Source organism: Paraliobacillus sediminis (genome assembly GCF_003426055.1).
On the sequence record NZ_QJSI01000001.1, the window covers coordinates 103,299 to 122,305 of the forward strand.

The window sequence follows — 19,007 nt, forward strand, 5'->3', positions numbered from 1 at the left end:
ATTCCTTAAGTAAATCTTACGTTTTCAAAAATCAAGCTTTTTTGAATGACAGGACAAAAGTTGTCCGAGTAGAAGGAATACTAGTAAATGCTATCTTTCCTTGCATCTGTTCTGTTAATCGTTTGCTAATTGTTAAGCCTAAGCCACTTCCTTGTGTAAATTCACTTTTCGAATCTTTAACTGTATAGAGACGCTCAAAAATGCGGTCCTGATCAGAATGTAAGATGCCTTTTCCTTTATCTGTGACTTCAATCGTTACAAGTTTGTTATCTTCATGTAGCTTTAAGCTGACGAAATTGCCGTCTTTTCCGTAGCGAAGCGCATTTGATAATAAGTTATTTAAGATGCGGATCAAGGCATCTTCATCACCGTAAAGATAGAGGGGTTCTTTGGGAATATCTATTTCTACGTCAAAACCTTTATGGATTAACGTATCGTGATATCCAACTATGACTTTTCGACACACTTCATTGATGTGGATGCGCTTGGCGTCTAGTTGCCAATCACCGGACTCAAGCTTTGCCAAATCAAAGAATGTATTAATAAGACTTGCTACATCGATCACTTTTGCAGATACCTTGGCTAACATAGCATCACGTTCTTTGGGTGTATAATTCTTATCGTATTGTAGGTTTTCTAAATAGCCTAAAACTACGGTTAAAGGCGTTTTTAGGTCATGTGAAATATTGGTTAGCATACGATTCATAGACATGCGCATCCGAGCATTGTCAGCTACGTATTCTTGATGATAATCAAGTAATTGATTGACTTCAATTAACAGTTCGCGTAATGCTTTGTGCTCTGTCATTAATAAAATACGGTCTGATGAATCGTTGGAGATTAGATGGTTGACCTTGTTGGATATGTAGCGCAGATTGCTGTCTAACTTTCTCTTAGAAAGATAGTTTTGAAAGAGTAATAGAAGCAGAATAAGTATAATAATAGATAAGATAATGTTCATTTATTTAGCTCCATTTTATAGCCAATTCCCCAAATAGTTTTTATATACGTTGGTTTGGAAGGATCATCTTCAATTTTACTCCTCAGTCTTCTAATATGAACATTTATAACATTGTCGTCCCCGTAATAATTGTCTTTCCAAACACTTTCAAAAAGTTGACCTTTGGTAAATACCTGGTTGGGATGTGTTGCAAGTAAACGTAATATTTGAAATTCCTTTGCCGTTAAGCTGATTTCATTTCCATTTTTTAAGACTGTGAAGTTATCCAAATCAATGATAAGGTTCATTACGGCTACTTTATTGCTCTGATTAACGGAAGGGCTCTGTGTGTACTGGTTTGATCGTCGTAATGCGGCATTTATTCTTGCGGTCATTTCAATTAAGGAAAATGGTTTTCCGATATAGTCATCTGCTCCAAACCCGAGTCCTAGAGCCTTGTCAACATCACTATCTTTTGCGGACATGATTAAAATCGGTAGTAAACTTTCTTCCCGGATTTCCTTTACAATATCGATCCCGTTCTTAGATGGGAGCATTAAATCAAGCAGTATTAAATCAATATTTTCCTGAGAAAAAAGCGTTATTGCTTCATCTCCATCAAATGCAGAGACAACCCTGTATCCTTCTTTCTTAAGATGATTAGCAACCATTTCATGAATCTGTTCATCATCTTCTACTAATAAAATCAATTCGTTCAATTTGTTTCACCCTTTCCTTAAAAAAGCGAGGTTAAGCATTGTCATATAATGCTTCATTTCTTCCATGTGTGATACTATTTCTCTATTATAGCAGTGAATTTAATCCATAGAATGAAAATTTCATCTAACATTTCTGACCTCATTTACACCACAACGGTGAATTGCATCACAAATAGTGGTAAAACAGATAGTCGGACAATTAATGGAATGTTACTATAATAGTTGTAGGGAAAATACTGTTTATTAACGGTATTTTAATTTTTTGTTATATGAAAGTGGGAGTTTTATGGAGATAACGGCATTTATTATAATCATTTTAGTCGCTTCTGTACTTCAAACGAGTACAGGATTCGGATTTTCAATTTTGGCTACTCCATTTCTTTTTTTACTATTTGAACCAATTGAGGCAATTCAAATAAACTTAATTTTGTCTTTAGTTATTTCTAGTGCTTTAATTATGAAAATTAGAAAGGATATTGATTTTGACATCCTTCGAAGATTTGTTGTAGGAAGTGTTACGGGTCTGCCGATTGGAATTGTGATCTTCTTGTTAGTTGATATAAATAGATTAAAGTTGGGTGTGAGCCTTATTATCTTAGCATTAACAATAATGCTCATTCTAACGTTTCGAATAAACCAAAGTAAAAAGAGAGATTTAATTGTTGGTGGACTATCAGGCTTATTCACAACAAGTATCGGTATGCCCGGACCACCATTATTATTATATTTTTCAGGAACAGATACTAAAAAAGAGAAATTAAGAGGTACTACATTAGCCTTTTATTTATTTATATATTTTGTTAGTTTAATCATCCAAGTGATTTTTGCTGGAACAAATAAGACGATCTGGGTTTCAAGTTTGTGGGCCTTACCTTTGGTATTTGTAGGATTGTATTTGGGACAACTATTATTTAAAAAGATTAATCAGAATGTTTTTCGAATATTTACATATATAATCTTATTGTTTACAGGGATTTACTTGCTGATGGAGAGTTTGGGTTTATTATAATCAATTAGGTAGCAATATAAAATAAAGAAAGCACATTTCTTATCTAGAAAGTGCTTTTTTTGAGTATTATAATGTTCAACTAGAGTTAATTAAAGCGGACTATTCATACCTTATTCATCTGAAGTATCCAGTGTCATTCCACCGTCTACCACAATTTCTGTACCCGTACAATACGAGCTTTCATCAGATGCAAGGAACGCTACAGCTCGAGCAATTTCAATTGGTTGTCCGATACGTCCTAAAGGTACGGAATCGTAATAAACAGGAACATGTTTACCTTGTGTAGCCATTGTTGTTTCGACTCCACCTGGATGGACCATATTTACTCGAATTCCTTTTGGTCCTAGTTCAATAGCTGCAGCTTTGGACATGGCAACTACAGATGCTTTTGTCGCAGCGTAAACAGAGGACTGGCTAATTGGAGCAAACGCAGAAATCGATACATTATGTACAATCGATCCTTTTTGCTGCTTTTCCATTTGTGGAATAACTGCTTGCATCCCCATAAAAACGCCAAGTTGATTGGTATTAATCAGCCGTTGATAATCATCCAGTGTTGTCTCTGTAAATGGCTTGCGTATTAGAGCACCAGCATTATTCACTAAAACATCAAGCCTACCATATTTATTTATGACCGCCTCTACCGCTGATTTCCATTCTAATTCTTTTGTTACATCTAATTGAACTGGGTAAGCGTGATTCTCTCCAATCATCTTAGCGACTACCTCAGCCTCATTATAGTTTCGGGCACCAATCGCTACAATAGCCCCCAATGTGGCAAGGTGCTGTGCAATAGCCTTTCCTTGTCCTCGATTAGCCCCGGTGACAAGAATGACATGGTTATTTAAACGTGACATATACGCACTCCTTTTTTAATTGTCATAAAGCATTATTTCCAACTAAACATGAAATGATATAGATAGCAGCTTATCAAATTCCCTTCATAGTTGATGATAAGTGTAATCGTTCTGGTTGAATCTAGCAATTATTGTTTGCAACCTTAAAAGGTATCAGATGTTTTATGTAAGATGGTGAACTGGTCATAAATAGTCATAAGCAAGAAGTATCATTTGATTCAGAGGAGAATCTATGTGGTAAATGCAAATGAATACCACAGGTGCATCCAGCGCTATTGGTAAGTCATCGTGGGCAGGTCCTGAATTCGGAAATCGCCGTGTTTTCGGTTAATCCGCTTTGGGCTGTTTGAATACTTCGTCCTGCCACAGTTGATAAAGATAAATGATAATTGCAAAACCAACCATCATAGCAACAACCGCTATTGTTGGCACGGTCGATTCACTCGAAACAAGCCCTATTCGTTGCCATATCGGATAAACGAGGTACATAAATAACCCGTCCAAAAGTATATTGACAGTCAAATACAACCAAAATTTCTCGAACGTAAAACGGAACATCCAGATAACGATAACTAAATATGCTCCATATACCCAAGGAACCGGAACGACTTTATCCCACCCGAACAGACTGGAACCTGTCTCTTTCCACCAGCCGTAATGGTAAGCGGCTTGATATGCCAAGGTATGAATAACGGTCATAAATAGAGCGACCGGCATGTATCTGCGTATAGTATTCATTTTTAACAAAAACAAGGACGCCCATGGCACTATCAAGAGCGACCAGAGAATAATCTGATTCATTTGATTCATCCACCCACATTAGTTTTACGTGTAGTGTTACCCTTGGTTTATATACTTATTCTATTTATCCGATGAAAGTAACTGAAACACCGATTTGGTTAAGAAGAGAATACTCTAATTGTGGCTAATGTTTGCGGTTGTCTAGGATTGAGTAAATTTTATCTCATTTTTTTATTTATTAATTTGAAACGGAAAACGTGCACGATCAACAACCTTCTTTTTAAATAAACGCCACGAAGTTATCACAACTGTTTTTTTGCTGAAAGTTATAAAACGTGTATAATAATGATTAGCAAAAGAATGAAATGGGGTAATCAAAGTGGTCCAATCAATTAATACAAAAGTCGATTTAGTTATTAATGCAACCTCACATATGGGAGTTTCGGATTATGGTGAAATTATGATTGGAGATAAGGGATTTGAATTTTTTAATAAGCGAGATGCGCGTAAATTTATTCAAGTTCCTTGGGAAGAAGTTGATTATGTAGTCGCTTCCGTCATGTTTAAAGGCAAATGGATTCCACGTTATGCAATCAAAACGAAGAGCAGTGGAACGTATACATTTTCTTCTAAAGATCCAAAAAAAGTTTTTCGAGCAATTCGTGAATATGTTGAACCGAATCGTATGGTCAAATCATTGGGGTTCTTAGGAGCTATTAAACGTAGTTTGAAAGGTAAATCTAAAAAGTAATCGTTTCACTACATAAGATAGATGGGAATTTGCTTTGTTAGTTATCTTTTAAATAGATCCAGAATTGTTAACTGACATAAGATTACAAAGTTAAATTATTTTTATTTGTACAACATTTGTGCGAACCTTCTACGTTTTTCACGTTTAAAAGAGTGGTCACTGATGAAAAAAAGAGAAACCCAAAGAACTTATTCTTGAAAGGCAAAAAGTGGTGTGCTATAATTTCATTGTAAACTTATTAAAGTAGCTCATATGCAATTTCTTAACACTATAGTGATAGCATGTGAGAAAAATTAAATAACCATCGCAATTATTTTTTGCGTGTTACTGATTCGATCAGGCATGAGTAAAAAGTATTGATTAAAGCGAAGAATCTAGGGACCTAATATACCTATGCCTTCATTTAATTTACTTTTTACTTTTTTATTTTTTTTAGTTGTGTTGGAAATGTAATCGATTCCAACATTCTAAAAGTTACTACTTTAGGGGTTTACTAGTTCTAAGCTTTAACAATAAATAAGAGGAGGTAAAGAGATGGTAGGAATTGTAATTGCTAGTCACGGTGAATTTGCCGATGGTATCTTGCAATCTGGAGCAATGATCTTTGGAGAACAAGAAAATGTAAAAGCTGTTACATTGATGCCTAGTGAAGGACCTGATGATATAAAGGCAAAAATGCAAGAAGCAATCGCCTCTTTCGACAACCAAGATGAAGTTTTATTCTTAGTTGATCTATGGGGTGGGACTCCTTTCAACCAAGCCAATAGCTTAATGGAAGAACACAAAGACAGGTGGGCCATCGTTGCTGGGGTGAACTTAGCAATGGTAATCGAATCTTACGCTTCACGCTTATCTATGAACACTGCGCATGAAGTTGCTGCACATATTTTAGGTACGGCTAGAGAGGCGGTTCGAGTACAACCTGAAGAATTAGAGCCAGCAGCTTCTGCTGAAACTGCTACCGGACCATCAACTAATGGTGCTCCTGGTAAATTTGAATACGTGTTAGCGCGTATCGATTCTCGTTTGCTTCATGGACAGGTGGCGACTGCGTGGACAAGAAATACATTGCCCACACGTATTATCATTGTATCTGATACCGTGGCTAAGGATGAACTTCGTAAGAAATTGATCCAACAGGCTGCTCCTTCAGGCGTAAAGGCTCACGTTGTTCCTATTGCCAAAATGATCGAGCTTGCTAAAGATGATCAACATTTTGGTGGACAGCGCGCATTACTTCTTTTCGAAAACCCACAAGATGTACTTAGATCAGTTGAAGGTGGCGTTCCATTAGATACGATTAATGTTGGCTCAATGTCACACTCAATTGGTAAAGTTCAACCGAATAAGGTATTGGCCTTTAGTCAAGATGATGTCGATACTTTTGCTAAATTAAAAGAATTTGGTGTGGAATTCGATGTGCGCAAAGTACCGAATGATTCGCAAGCAAGAATGGATGACATTCTTAAAAGAGCGCAAGCAGAGTTAAACAAACAGCAATCTTAATTATTAGATAAAAAAGGAGGAAAAATAATCATGGATTTGACGATGATTCAAATAATATTAGTTGTTATCGTAGCATTTGTGGCTGGTATTGAAGGGATTTTAGATGAATTCCACTTCCACCAACCAATCATTGCTTGTACATTAATCGGCCTAGTGACAGGAACCTTAGTCCCATGCCTTATCTTAGGTGGTACGTTGCAATTGATTGCTCTAGGTTGGGCAAATATTGGAGCGGCTGTGGCACCTGATGCTGCGTTGGCATCCGTTGCGTCTGCAATTATTTTAGTTTTAAGTGGTCGAGGTGAAGCGGGTGTTGATTCAGCAATTGCGATTGCGATTCCACTTGCAGTTGCAGGTTTACTATTAACAATTTTTGTTCGTACAATTGCAACAGCATTAGTACATTTCATGGATGCAGCAGCTAAAGAAGGCGATTTCAGGAAAATAGAATTCTGGCATATGGTTGCTATCTGCCTACAAGGGTTACGTATTGCAATCCCAGCGGCATTAATCATTGCGATTGGTGCAGAGCCTGTTAGAAATTTACTTGAAGCGATGCCAGATTGGTTAACAGGCGGTATGGCAGTAGGTGGAGGAATGGTCGTAGCAGTTGGTTTTGCTATGGTTATCAACATGATGGCAACAAAAGAAGTATGGCCTTTCTTTGCAATTGGTTTCGTATTAGCAACGGTTTCTTCTATTACACTAGTAGGACTTGGTGGTATCGGTGTAGCACTTGCACTTATTTATATAACACTTACGAAACAAGGTGGATCAGGTAATGGTGGAAACGGAAACACTGGTGATCCATTAGGCAATATCATTGAAGACTATTAAAAAGGAGGAGGACATAAATTGGCACAAGAAATGAAATTAACTAAAAGAGATCGCATCGCTATTTGGTGGCGTTCAACTTTCATTCAAGGTTCTTGGAACTATGAACGTATGCAAAACGGTGGTTGGGCATTTGCAATGATTCCCGCAATCAAACGATTATATCAAACAAAAGAAGATCGTGCTGCTGCACTAGAACGTCATTTAGAGTTTTTTAATACGCATCCATATGTAGCATCACCTATTCTTGGTGTGACTTTAGCACTTGAAGAAGAACGTTCAAATGGTGCACCAGTTGACGACAAAGCAATCCAAGGGGTTAAAGTCGGTATGATGGGTCCATTGGCTGGTATTGGAGATCCAGTTTTCTGGTTCACGATTAAACCAATTATCGGTGCATTAGCGGCTTCTCTAGCGTTGACCGGTAATATACTTGGCCCAATTCTTTACTTCGTTTTATGGAATCTTCTTCGTATGGGATTCATGTGGTACTCACAAGAACTTGGTTACAAAGCTGGTTCTAAAATTACGGAAGATCTATCTGGTGGAATACTCCAAGATATAACGAAAGGCGCCTCGATACTGGGTATGTTCATTCTTGGTGCCTTAGTTAACCGCTGGGTAGCTGTATCATTTGCACCAACTGTATCTAGCGTTCCATTGGATGAAGGTGCCTATATTGATTGGGCAAACTTACCTTCTGGTGCGGAAGGAATTAGGACTGCATTGGAACAGCAAGCTGCTGGTCTGTCGTTAAGCCAAGATAAAGTAACGACTTTACAAGATAACTTAGACAGTTTAATTCCAGGTTTATCTGGTTTGTTGCTTACCATTCTTTGCATGTGGCTACTTAGAAAGAAAATTTCTCCAATAACAATGATTCTTGGATTGTTCGTTGTTGGTATTATTTTCCACGTAATCGGCTTAATGTAATAGGGTAGACGCTTACTTAGTTGTATTCAATGAATGAGTGTTAGCTATATAAATTGAGAAGTACCTCCTAACATGATAAATTAGTCATTAGGAGGTGCTTTTTCATATGGCTGAATGGAAGCAAATAATGAAAACCTTTCAGTTATGGTAAAAGCAGAGCTTAAGTTTTAACAGTATTAATTACATATATCAGGAGGGTATTATGCTAACTATTGGTTATATTGGAAATGGGAAAAGCACGAACAGATATCATCTACCGTTCGTACTGCAACGAGACAATATCAAGGTGAAAACAATTTATCGGAGAAATCCTGCTCATGATGATTGGGATAAAATTGCAGGAGTAAATTATACTTCTGACTTAGATGAGTTATTAAATGACAAGGACATTCAACTTATTGTAGTTTGCACCAGACATGACAGCCATTATGAATATGCAAAACAAGTATTAGAACATAATAAAAACTGTTTGGTTGAAAAGCCTTTTATGGAAACCTCAGAACAGGCAAAAGAAATATTTGCATTGGCAAAAGAGAAAAGTCTAATTGTTCAATCCTATCAAAATAGACGTTTTGATAGTGATTTTCTAACTGTGCAAAAAGTCATTGAAGAAGGAAAGATCGGGGACTTGCTTGAAGTAGAAATGCATTATGACTATTATCGCCCGTACGTACCCGAATCTGTTCATTCGTTTATTCCAGCTTTTTCATTTTTATATGAACATGGCTGTCATACACTAGATCAAGTCGTCAGCTATTTTGGCAAGCCAGATTCTACACATTACGATGTCAAACAACTATTAGGACCGGGAAGAATGAATGATTATTTTGATCTAGATTTATATTATGGCAGGTTAAAAGTATCTGTGAAATCCAGTTATTTTAGATTAAAAGAAAGACCTAGCTTTGTTGTTTATGGCACCAAGGGTTGTTTTGTGAAAGAAACGAAAGATCGTCAAGAAGAACATTTAAAGTTATTTTACATGCCTGATAACAAGGATTTTGGCGTAGATAGACTAGAACATTATGGTGTACTGACATATATTGATGAAGAAGGTACCACCCATGAAGAAAAAGTGAAATCGGTAAATGGTGATTATGGGATAGTGTATGATGATTTATATGAAGCCATTATAAATGGTAAAGATAAAATGATTACGGATGAACAGACACTATTGCAAATGGAGATATTAGAGACTGGTGTTAAAGACTTAAAGTAAAGGTGAACGATGATTCTGTTGTAGTGGGAAGAATAGGGTTTAATGGCTTACTTATATAGTAAGCCTTTTTATTTTCTGTAATAACTTTTGACCTTAGGATAGCTATAAGATGTAACGTTTTGAAGAAAAAAATACATCAAAGTCATTCTTGGCAAAGGGATGGTGTTATGTGCGAGAGATGATGAAGAATTTGCGAAGCTAACTCTAACATAATTTTTAATTATATTTCAGTGAACGATGTAGATAGAATACAGAAGCGAAAGTTGATACAGTACCTCCTAATATTATTGTGAAATTGGTTCCAAATTCATTTGCTAACAGACCAGCTAGAAACGCTGCTAAAGGCATAAGAATCCATGTCATAAAACGACTCGTAGCTTGTACACGTCCTAATAAATGATCAGGAGTTAATGTCTGCCTTATTGTAACAATACAAGGATTCATCAATGAGGCAGCAAACGTTCCTAAAGCATTAAATATAATTAACAAAAAATATGTAGATGCTATGCCAAATAAAACGATCGAAACTCCACCAATAAAAGAAGATACAAATAAGATACGACGGTATGAGTACCTTTTACTTAACGAATTTGTAACTAATGCGCCGGCTATTGCTCCAATTCCACCAATCGATATCAGTATACCGGTCTGTTCTACTGTTAAATTAATCGTATCGGTTAAATGAAATATAATCATGGTTAAAAACAAGGTTGTACCAAAGATTGAAGCTAACATTGCTACATTTGTAAAAAGTATTGGCTTTGTTTGAATAACAAATTGGAAACCTTCTTTAATATCTATCCAAAATGACCTTTTCTTATTAAGCTTTTGAGGTTCTTGTTTTAAATTGATGCTTAAAATCGCAAAAAATGCTACTAGAAAACTAAAGCTATTAAGTAATAGCGCATAGCCTGGATTATAAAAACTAATAATCAAGCCACCTAGCCCTGGTGCGACTAATACAGCAGTATTGAATAAACCTGTGTTTATAGAATTTACTGCTTGCAAGTCACCTTTACGTACCAATCTTGGAATGGAAGCAAACTGAGCAGTGTTATACACTTGACTTAATAGCCCTATAATAAAAGCGCCACTATATAAGAACCAAATTTCTAATAAGTCAAAAATAAATAATACCCCAATTAGACCAACAATAATAGATCTTGCCATATCACATAGTAATAATAAATATTTTCTATTATAACGATCTGCTAATATCCCAGTAAGTGGTTGAAATAAAATTGGTAAACGCTCAAGTGCTGCAACCAGTCCCATACTCAATGGAGAACCTGTTATAGCCAAGACCATAAGGGGAATAGCAATCAAATAAATTTGGTCACCGCAAAAAGATATGACATTTCCACTAATAAAACGGAAAACAGAATAATTGTGCTTGAATTCAGGTACTTCATGGACACTTCTTTTTAATGGCTCTACCATCACCTGCTCTCCTTATCTTGGACCTAAATATTGTTCCATTTCTTTTGGCAATGACTTTATTGCATTTTGCTTCAAACAATATTTTGCATTTACTATCTCTACTAACCTAGCGGACCTTAGGATTTTAAGGTGATGATGAACCGTAGATTTCGCCATTTCTAGTTCATCTGTAATTTCTTGTAATGTTAAATCATTTTTATATAATAATTTGACCATGCGGAGTCTAACCTCATCGCCCAGAGCTTTATAGCTTAGAACTAGAAAGTTGTTAGGAATATGCGAATTATTCGGGAAAATACTTTCATTTGCTATTGGATAGTAGAAAACTTTGGTGCCTTCTATATCAGCTTCAATATTCCATGGCCTATATACATATTGAGGGATTAGCAAGACTCTACCGATACTAGGCTCTGGTAAATAGATAATCCCACCAGTTGCCCATTCTATCAACTCCTCGGGAGACATTCCTTTAGACTTTTGAATTTTAGATTCATAATCCATCTTTAAATATGTAGTAATCTCTTCTGGATTTTCATTATTTATAACTTCATCGAACCAGCCTTCCATAACAGCGATTAGATGCTTCTTTAAATAGGTTGCATTCACATCACAAATAAATTTGATGTAAGTTGGAAAAAACGGATTGTCCTTTGTTAATGTCATTAATTCGGTTACTGCAGCGCATTGTCCGATTGATGCCTTTTTCCTTGTTTTCTCATACTTCTGGCCAATGAAAGGTAGACAAATGTACTTTAAATCTGTTTCAGATAGCTCTTTAATATATAAAACGAAATGCTTTATTTCAGTAAATTTTTCCTGATGAAGCAACTGTAATAAAGACTTCCAAGTGTTTTTCTCTTCCACGATGTTTAGTTGAGTTAATAATTCTTCCGTAATATTGCTCTTAACTTGTTTCCAATATTCTGCTGGCTTCTCTAAAGTTTTAATTAAAGGACTGTTTGTAACAGCAGCAATCCCCAATGCACATTCCCAAAGTAGCGAATATTCTAAATGCACTTCATAGGTCTCTCTTTTTCTACTTGTAGTATTTAAAACATCCATTTAAGCACCTCTTTTCTAATATAAAGTTATTCTAAAGTATTATCGCACTAAATTCAATATTTTTAGAATTATTAATTCAAATATTTTAGAATGAAAGAAAAATCCTCAATAAAAGCAGCTCAATATATTTATTAATAGAAATACTATACTATATTTCCAAAAAATAGTACTATCTAATTATTTACTTATTATAGAAAAATTTGTTAAAGTAAATTATACCAAGAAAAACATATTATTATATTTGGCAAACCTATTGAAAAATAGGGACGCAAAGCTACGAATCTAAGGTAAAGTAATTTTCTATGATCGTCGGGTTGCACATAATAATGACTATAGTTATTTAAACGAATGACTTGTGTTGTTTTTGTAATGCAACCTAATGACAAGAAATCGTTAGGTTTTTTGCTCTGTCGAGATGGTTTTGAAAATTGCACTTACTATGAAAGGAGAACTTAGGTTTTCGTTTAAGGAGGTGAATGGACAAGGTCTACTTATTAAGGCAGAAGTTAAGTCATATGAAAAATGCAGTCATGGTGGCAAGCTCAGGGTTTAAAAATTTAAACATTGGAGGAATTTTAATGAAGAATGTAATTACAAAGGTATTTACTCGTTTTTTATTGTATTCTTTTATACTATCGTTAGTGACAGTCGGATTCGCAAATCAGACAGTACACGCTGCAAGTCTAACTATATCTAACAGTGGGGCTTGGTTTGAAACTGCATATGTAGAGTGGTCACCTATAAGTAATACAGAAGGATATAATGTATATGTTAAACCTGCAAGTGCTCCAGATTCTCAATATGAACAAATTGACAATGATTTAATTCGTAACTACGCTTCTTATTGGAGAGCTGACGCCGTAGGTCTTGCAGCTGGAGACTATGTAATGAAAGTGGACGGGTTACTTAAAGACGGCTCTAAGGTAAGCGCTTACACTAATGAACTTTCCGTACAGGAACATGACAGATCTGGATTTGCCTTTGCAGGTAACTCACAATATGGCACAGGTTCAGGTGCTTATAATGAAGATGGAACACTTAAGGATGGAGCTCAAATTATTTATGTAACAGCAGAGACTGCTAAAACAGTTACGCATGATGTGATAATGAATAGCTCGGGTGATGTACAGACGGGTGTTGGAATAGGCGAAATTATGTCATTAAGAAAAAAGGGATATGATAAAACGCCACTTGCAATCAGATTGATTGGAAAAATTACAGATGACGATATGAGTGGACAACTGAATAGTAATGGTTATCTTGAATTGAAAGGTAATACAAGTTATGCAGAAACGAATATTACTTTAGAAGGTATTGGTGAAGATACGTATGCCTATGGATGGGGAATACTTGTAAGATATACTGGTAATCTAGAAATCAGAAACGTAGGCGTAGCGTTATTTCCTGACGATGCTATTTCACTTGATACAGGTAATATGAATGTTTGGATCCATCATAATGATCTTTTCTATGGAACTGCTGGATCTGATTCTGATCAAGCAAAAGGTGATGGTTCAACTGATCTGAAAAAAGGATCCACTTATATTACATTCTCCCATAATCATTATTGGGATGCTGGGAAAGCTTCGTTATGTGGTTTAAGTGAATCTACAGAGTTCTTTGTAACATATCATCATAACTGGTTTGATCATTCAGACTCTCGTCATCCACGAATAAGAGTAGCATCAGTGCACGTGTATAATAACTTTTTTGATGGCATATCAAAATATGGCGTTGGAACGACAACAGGTAGTTCAGCGTTTATAGAATCCAATTATTTTAGAAATGCAAAATATCCTATGATGAGTTCGTTACAAGGAACTGATATGTTAGGAAATGGAACGTTCTCTGGCGAAGATGGAGGTATGATCAAAGCATACAATAATACAATTGTTGATGCTGCGAGTCTAATTTATGCAAATTCAAATGACGGTACAGCTTCAGCTAATGCAAGTTCATTTGATGCATACCTAGCTTCTTCAAGAAACGAAACGGTACCAAGCACGTACAAAACACTAGTAGGCGGAACAACTTATAATAACTTTGATACGAGTATAGATATGGGCGTAAATCTTTCTGATATTGATGAAGTAGGTACTGTAGAACAAAATGTTACAGACGATTCTGGCCGCCTAAATAACGGGGACTTCACATGGGAATTTAATGATGCAGTTGATGATACATCATATAAGCTTAATGCAGAGCTTATGTCAAAAATAAAAAACTACAAAACAAGTCTTGTATCTGTAGGTGGTAATGCAATAGAAATACCGACTGACCCAACTCCAACGGATCCAACAGATCCCGATCCAACGGAGCCAGTAACTGGAGAGTATTCTCATAATTTCACGACTGATGGAAAGGATAGCGATTTCTATACTATCGAAGGAAATTTATCATCAAGTAAAGGAACAGTAGAATATAGCGGCTTAACACTAACGCAGAGTCTAAAAATTGAGAGTTCAACTAGTATTACGTTTACCACTGTTGAAGATGCGACATTAACTCTAGTGTTTAACACGAATGATGATGCAGAAGTTAAGATAGATGGAACAACGCATCAAATGACAGATGGGGTTGTCACTGTAGCACTTAATGCAGGCTCACATGTTATTACAAAAGATGATGTGGCAAACCTGTATTATATGGACCTAAGATAAAAGTATTAGTAATATAACAAGATAAAAAGATGTCAACTGTATGTGATAGTACAGTTGACACTTTTTTTGTCATTATCTAGCAGACTGAGATAATCTAGGTTTTTAATATATCGGAATCTAAGTAATTGTAATCATTAAAATTAATCATAGTTACCCCAAAGAAATTCTTGAGTGCCGATGCAGCTCCGCCTAGTGCAGAAGCATCTGGTCCTAACTTAGAGGCACTGATTTCTCGGTAGTTATTTATTTTTGACGTTAATTTATCTTGTATTTTACTAATGTACGGTGAATTTCCATTTATTATCGAACCACTTAAAATTATTTTCTCTGGATTAAAGATATTAATAACGTTGTTTAAACCAATAGCCAAATAGTTGAGGTAGTCGTCTAGTATAGCAAGGTAATCTTCATCCTGACTAAGATCTTTAATACCGTCTGGTAGTGAAAGAGTAGGGAACCTTTCTAGTAGTTTCTTTGATAAAACTTTTTCAGAAGCATATAATTCCCAACAACCCTTATTACCACACGCACATATACCCCCATCGGATTCAATTATCATATGTCCGATTTCACCTGCAAATCCCTGATAACCACGGTAAAATTTATTTTCACTGATAATACCTAAACCAATTCCTGAATGTAAAGTGATACAAAATAAATCAGATAAGTAATTTTCGTATACCTGTTCCGCGAAGACGGAGAAGTTAGCGTTATTATCTACGAAAACCGTTGTCTGAAATGCTTCTATTAATTTTTCAGTGATATTTATATTGGACCATTGTTGATTCGGAGTAAAAATGATGTCATTTTTATTATTAACTATACCGTGAATACTAACGCCAACTCCTACAAGTCCGATTGGCTGATAGAGTCGATTGAATTTATTGATAATAGGACTAATTGCATCAATTAACTGGTTTGTAATTTGTCCGAGTTGGTAATCTTTTAATACCATCTTGTGAAATGGTTTTCCCATTAAAGTAGTAAATATAATATTGATGTTATCCGCATCAATATCTATCCCTATGCTATATCCAGCATCACCATTAATTTCTAATAGAATGGGTTTTCTTCCTCGCGTCACCAATTCGCCTTCGCTTTTTTCTATTACAATGTTTTCATGAAGGAGATCACTAATTTGAACAGAGACAGTTGCTTTATTTAGCCCGGTTATTCTGGCTAGAGTGCTTCTTGATAAGGATTTATTCCTAATGATCTCTTCAATTAGTATCTTTCTGTTTAATTTTTTTATATAGTTTGCGTCTCCAGTATCCAAACTAATCCCCCTTTGATAGATTAATTAAAAATATTTTATAGAATTCACTTGAAAAGTAAAATGTTTACCTATATCATAATATATGAAATAGTTTGTTTGGTAAACAAAATAATTAATTTGATAGAATTAATGTAATTGAAAAACATGATTAGGTTTTAAAAATCTATTGGAAAGGGTGAATGAACGATGAAAACTTTTATAACCGAAGACTTTTTATTATATAACGAAACAGCAAAAGAGCTCTATCACAACGTTGCGAGAAAAATGCCGATTATAGATTATCATAATCACTTAAACCAAGAAGAAATTTTACAAAATAAGAATTATAAGAACATATCAGAAATTTGGCTTGCCGGCGACCATTATAAATGGAGAGCGATGCGAGCAAATGGCATTAGTGAGGAATATATAACTGGGGACAAGAGTGACTATGAAAAATTTTTAGCTTGGGCTAAGACTGTTCCTAATACAATGGGAAATCCATTATACCACTGGACACATTTAGAATTACTTAGATATTTTGGAATTGATCAAATTTTAAATGAGGAAACTGCACCAGCTATTTGGGAGGAAGCAAATCGTAAATTGGCAACTCCTGAATTGTCGGTTCGGTCAATTTTGAAAAAGGAAAATGTTGTTTTTGTTGGTACAACAGACGATCCTACTGATGATTTGCAATCGCACATTCAACTTCGAGGTGAAGAGTTCCAAACGAAAGTATCTCCTTCATTCCGACCTGATAAAGGATTAAACATTGAGAAAGCTGATTTTCTTGATTGGGTGGAAAAGTTAGCGAAAGCTACGAATAGTTCTATTGATAGTTACAATGCTTTTCTAGATGCTTTAGCACAACGTGTGGATTATTTTGACGAGATAGGCTGCCGAAGTTCTGACCATGGTATAAATGTTATGTTCTATCAAGAAGGAACAAAGGAAGAAGTAGCAACGATCTTCCAAAAACGTTTAAATGGAGAGGAGCTATCTGAAAAAGAGGTAGATCAATTCAGAACCTATACGTTAGTATCTCTAGGTGAGCTATACGCAGATAACGGTTGGGTAATGCAGTTACACATGAACCCGCTTCGTAATAATAATACGCGCATGTTTAATAAGGTTGGCCCTGACAGTGGTTTTGATTCAATTGGAGATCGTCTTCTAGCTGAGCCATTATCTAACTTTTTAGATGCATTAGAGGTAAAAGATAAATTGCCAAAAACAATCTTATATTCCCTAAACTCTAGAGATAATAATGTGTTAGCGGCAATGGCAGGAAATTATCAAAATGATGCGATACCTGGAAAGGTTCAATTCGGGACTGCATGGTGGTTCAATGACCATATCGACGGGATGGAAGACCAACTAAAAACATTAGCGAATACGGGCTTAATAAGTAACTTTATTGGCATGTTGACAGACTCTAGAAGCTTTCTTTCGTTTTCACGTCATGAATATTTCAGAAGAATACTATGTAACTTGATTGGAACTTGGGTTGAGGAAGGCAAAGTACCAAATGATAAAGAACTACTCGAAACATATATTAAAAACATCTGTTATTATAACGCCGAACGTTATTTTAATATGTAAGGAATGGCGAAATTAGATAGGTTAAATAAAAATTCAAATAAAGAGAGGAAATTAGTTATGTCAAAACAACAAATTGGTGTAGTAGGCTTAGCGGTTATGGGGAAAAACTTAGCACTAAACATTGAAAGTAGAGGTAATTCGGTTTCTGTTTTTAATCGTTCATATGCGAAAACGGAAGACTTTTTAGCTAATGAAGCGGCAGGAAAGAACTTTTTTGGTGCAAATACGATTGAAGCGTTTGTTCATTCACTTGAAAAACCACGCAAAATTTTGTTGATGGTAAAGGCTGGTGCAGCAACAGATGCAACGATTGAATCATTAAAGCCATATATTGAAAAAGGTGATATTTTAATTGATGGCGGGAACACATTCTATAAGGATACAATTAGGCGTAATCAAGAATTAGACGAAAGTGGTATTCATTTTATTGGTACCGGTGTATCAGGAGGAGAAGAAGGTGCGTTAAAAGGCCCTTCCATTATGCCTGGTGGTCAGAAGGAAGCGTATGATCTTGTGGAACCGATATTAACTGCAATTTCTGCCAAGGTTGAAGGGGATGCATGTTCTACTTATATCGGACCAAATGGAGCTGGACACTACGTAAAAATGGTTCATAATGGAATTGAATATGGCGATATGCAATTAATTTCTGAAGCATATTTTATACTGAAAAATGTTCTAGGGTTAAATGCTACTGAACTGCATGAAGTGTTCTCTGAATGGAATAAGGGAGAGCTAGACAGCTATTTGATTGAGATTACAGCTAACATCTTTACAAAAATCGATGAAGAAACTGGTAAACCATTAGTGGATGTCATATTAGATACTGCAGGACAAAAGGGTACTGGTAAATGGACTAGTCAAGATTCGCTAGATTTAGGTGTTCCGCTTCCAATTATTACTGAATCTGTATTTGCTCGTTTTATTTCTGCTATGAAAGAGGAACGTGTAAAAGCTAGTAAGATTTTAACTGGTCCAAAAACGACTAAGTTTGAGGGAAACAAAGAAGAGTTAATCGAAGCGGTACGAAAAGGACTTTATATGAGTAAAATTGTTTCTTATGCTCAAGGATTTGCGCAAATGCGTGCAGCTTCTGATGAGAATGATTGGAATCTTCGTTATGGAGATATTGCTATGATTTTCCGTGGTGGCTGTATTATCCGAGCACAATTTTTACAAAAAATTAAAGAAGCTTACGATCGTGAACCTAAGATAGCTAACCTATTATTAGATACTTATTTCAAAGATATCGCAGAAAACTATCAATTTTCATTGCGTGAAGTACTTAAAGTTGCGATTGATCATGGTATTCCGGTACCTGCTTTCTCAAGTGCAATCGCGTATTATGATAGTTATCGTACCGAGACCTTACCAGCTAACTTAATTCAAGCCCAACGTGATTATTTTGGTGCCCATACGTACCAACGTATTGATAAAGAAGGAGTCTTCCATACAAACTGGATGTAAGTTGAAGTT

At 35.6% G+C, this 19,007-nt stretch carries 16 protein-coding genes and 1 riboswitch; of the genes, 9 read left to right on the top strand and 7 right to left on the bottom strand.

Going from position 1 to position 19,007, the window contains the following annotated elements:
• Positions 1–31: 31 nt before the first annotated feature.
• Positions 32–961 (bottom strand): sensor histidine kinase, encoded by a 930-nt coding sequence (locus D2K60_RS00505; protein ID WP_117168044.1) that lies wholly within the window; start codon positions 959–961, stop codon positions 32–34.
• On the bottom strand, positions 958–1,659 hold the full coding sequence (locus D2K60_RS00510) for a response regulator transcription factor (RefSeq protein WP_117168045.1): 702 nt from the start codon (positions 1,657–1,659) through the stop codon (positions 958–960). The genes D2K60_RS00505 and D2K60_RS00510 overlap by 4 nt, the downstream gene beginning before the upstream one ends.
• A gap of 286 nt (positions 1,660–1,945) precedes the next feature.
• Between D2K60_RS00510 and D2K60_RS00515 the strand changes: the two genes are divergently transcribed.
• A complete protein-coding gene (locus D2K60_RS00515) occupies positions 1,946–2,668 on the top strand; it encodes a sulfite exporter TauE/SafE family protein (protein ID WP_117168046.1) in 723 nt (240 codons plus the stop codon).
• Positions 2,669–2,778: 110 nt separating this feature from the next.
• Here the strand turns inward: D2K60_RS00515 and D2K60_RS00520 are convergent, their stop codons facing one another.
• Both D2K60_RS00520 and D2K60_RS00525 read right to left on the bottom strand, forming a co-directional pair.
• The gene (locus tag D2K60_RS00520; protein ID WP_117168047.1) at positions 2,779–3,525 is read right to left on the bottom strand and encodes an SDR family NAD(P)-dependent oxidoreductase; all 747 of its coding nucleotides are present in this window, start codon (positions 3,523–3,525) and stop codon (positions 2,779–2,781) included.
• A gap of 327 nt (positions 3,526–3,852) precedes the next feature.
• Positions 3,853–4,242 carry a hypothetical protein gene (locus tag D2K60_RS00525; protein ID WP_240335201.1) on the bottom strand — a complete coding sequence of 130 codons (390 nt, stop codon included), beginning with the start codon at positions 4,240–4,242 and terminating at the stop codon, positions 3,853–3,855.
• Between the two features lie 403 nt (positions 4,243–4,645).
• Here D2K60_RS00525 and D2K60_RS00530 point away from each other — a divergent pair, with 403 nt between their 5' ends.
• The 5 genes from D2K60_RS00530 (at position 4,646) to D2K60_RS00550 (ending at position 9,509) form a co-directional block, all read left to right on the top strand.
• Positions 4,646–5,017 carry a DUF956 family protein gene (locus D2K60_RS00530; protein ID WP_117168049.1) on the top strand — a complete coding sequence of 124 codons (372 nt, stop codon included), beginning with the start codon at positions 4,646–4,648 and terminating at the stop codon, positions 5,015–5,017.
• 534 nt (positions 5,018–5,551) lie between these two features.
• A complete protein-coding gene (locus D2K60_RS00535) occupies positions 5,552–6,523 on the top strand; it encodes a mannose/fructose/sorbose PTS transporter subunit IIA (protein WP_117168050.1) in 972 nt (323 codons plus the stop codon).
• Positions 6,524–6,559: 36 nt separating this feature from the next.
• A complete protein-coding gene (locus tag D2K60_RS00540; RefSeq protein ID WP_338048352.1) occupies positions 6,560–7,360 on the top strand; it encodes a PTS mannose/fructose/sorbose transporter subunit IIC in 801 nt (266 codons plus the stop codon).
• Between the two features lie 30 nt (positions 7,361–7,390).
• Positions 7,391–8,290: a PTS system mannose/fructose/sorbose family transporter subunit IID gene (locus tag D2K60_RS00545; protein ID WP_420818805.1), complete on the top strand. Its 900-nt coding sequence runs from the start codon at positions 7,391–7,393 to the stop codon at positions 8,288–8,290.
• A gap of 202 nt (positions 8,291–8,492) precedes the next feature.
• Positions 8,493–9,509 (top strand): oxidoreductase, encoded by a 1,017-nt coding sequence (locus tag D2K60_RS00550; protein ID WP_117168053.1) that lies wholly within the window; start codon positions 8,493–8,495, stop codon positions 9,507–9,509.
• 216 nt (positions 9,510–9,725) lie between these two features.
• Here D2K60_RS00550 and D2K60_RS00555 read toward each other — a convergent pair whose 3' ends face one another.
• Together D2K60_RS00555 and D2K60_RS00560 are read right to left on the bottom strand one after the other, a co-directional pair.
• The gene (locus D2K60_RS00555) at positions 9,726–10,949 is read right to left on the bottom strand and encodes an MFS transporter (RefSeq protein WP_117168054.1); all 1,224 of its coding nucleotides are present in this window, start codon (positions 10,947–10,949) and stop codon (positions 9,726–9,728) included.
• 12 nt (positions 10,950–10,961) lie between these two features.
• Positions 10,962–12,011: an ArsR/SmtB family transcription factor gene (locus tag D2K60_RS00560; RefSeq protein ID WP_117168055.1), complete on the bottom strand. Its 1,050-nt coding sequence runs from the start codon at positions 12,009–12,011 to the stop codon at positions 10,962–10,964.
• 233 nt (positions 12,012–12,244) lie between these two features.
• A riboswitch (cyclic di-GMP riboswitch) is annotated at positions 12,245–12,333 on the top strand.
• Between the two features lie 256 nt (positions 12,334–12,589).
• On the opposite strand from D2K60_RS00560, the gene D2K60_RS00565 reads away from it, so the two are divergent.
• Positions 12,590–14,671, top strand: coding sequence for a pectate lyase family protein (locus D2K60_RS00565; protein ID WP_117169057.1), 2,082 nt, complete (start codon positions 12,590–12,592; stop codon positions 14,669–14,671).
• Positions 14,672–14,765: 94 nt separating this feature from the next.
• Here the strand turns inward: D2K60_RS00565 and D2K60_RS00570 are convergent, their stop codons facing one another.
• Positions 14,766–15,947 (bottom strand): ROK family transcriptional regulator, encoded by a 1,182-nt coding sequence (locus D2K60_RS00570; protein WP_162880655.1) that lies wholly within the window; start codon positions 15,945–15,947, stop codon positions 14,766–14,768.
• Between the two features lie 186 nt (positions 15,948–16,133).
• Here D2K60_RS00570 and uxaC point away from each other — a divergent pair, with 186 nt between their 5' ends.
• Together uxaC and gndA are read left to right on the top strand one after the other, a co-directional pair.
• A complete protein-coding gene (gene uxaC / locus D2K60_RS00575; protein ID WP_117168057.1) occupies positions 16,134–17,531 on the top strand; it encodes a glucuronate isomerase in 1,398 nt (465 codons plus the stop codon).
• A gap of 57 nt (positions 17,532–17,588) precedes the next feature.
• A complete protein-coding gene (gndA, locus tag D2K60_RS00580; protein ID WP_117168058.1) occupies positions 17,589–18,998 on the top strand; it encodes an NADP-dependent phosphogluconate dehydrogenase in 1,410 nt (469 codons plus the stop codon).
• Positions 18,999–19,007 lie beyond the last annotated feature (9 nt).